This is a genomic window from Geobacillus proteiniphilus, assembly GCF_001908025.1.
GTDB lineage: Bacteria > Bacillota > Bacilli > Bacillales > Anoxybacillaceae > Geobacillus > Geobacillus proteiniphilus.
The window spans coordinates 1-881 of sequence record NZ_MQMG01000131.1; the positions used below are offsets into that span (position 1 = coordinate 1).

An 881-nucleotide genomic window follows, 5' to 3' on the forward strand; every position below is an offset into this window, starting at 1 on the left:
CAGGCGTGTTGATTATCCAATAAAATCCAAAGGGTATAGAAAAAAGAGCACCTTTCCTGTAGAATGTGAGTAACGACACAAACAAACCCAGGAGGTGCTCTCTATGAACAAGCATACCACACTCCCGAATTTGATGCAAAAACTTGTTTCGGATGAAGAGATTCAACTGATTGCCGAAGCGGTTGGGTATCGTGATTCGTCTCGAACCTTTACGTTGCGCGAGTTGATTCACTTCTTCCTGCTGGCCGCCATGCATCAATGGAAAAGCTTTCGCCATGGAGCTGACGTGGGGCCTCTGTATGGATTGCCGCGATTCCATTATTCCACAGTATCCAAGAAAGCGAAAGAAGTTCCCTATGACATCATGAAACGCTTGTTGGCGTTGATCATTTCCAAGTGCAACCGCCAAACCCGCCGCTCGCTTCGGTTTCCCAAACCGCTTCGGGTGGTGGATTCGACGACCGTCACGGTCGGGAAAAACCGCCTCCCATGGGCTCCGTATCACGGCGAACGCGCCGGAGTGAAGCTGCACGTCGCGTATTCGCCGGAATCCTCGCTGCCGGCAGACGTGGTGGAAACGACCGGACTGCGTCACGATGGCCCAGTGGGAGAACAGTTGACGAACGCTCAACAAGTGCTCGTGGAAGACCGGGCGTATTTCAAAATCGAACGCCTCGATCGATTTGTGGAGCAGCATCAGCTCTTTGTCATTCGAATGAAGGACAACATCGAACTTCATCAGAAAAAAAGCTTGAAACGCCTTTCCAGCACATCTTCATCGGTTCAAGCCGACTTCACGTGCCAGTTGGGGACGAAACAATGCCGATCGACCAAGCGTCACCGGGTAGTGATCTTTCGAGATGCAAATGGCCGCGACATTC

General features: G+C 51.4%; 1 protein-coding gene. It reads left to right on the forward strand.

Annotated features, from left to right (window positions below):
- Positions 1-103: 103 nt before the first annotated feature.
- Positions 104-881: IS4-like element IS5377 family transposase (locus BRO54_RS18850; RefSeq protein WP_074044858.1), on the forward strand; the 778-nt coding region annotated here is incomplete at its 3' end.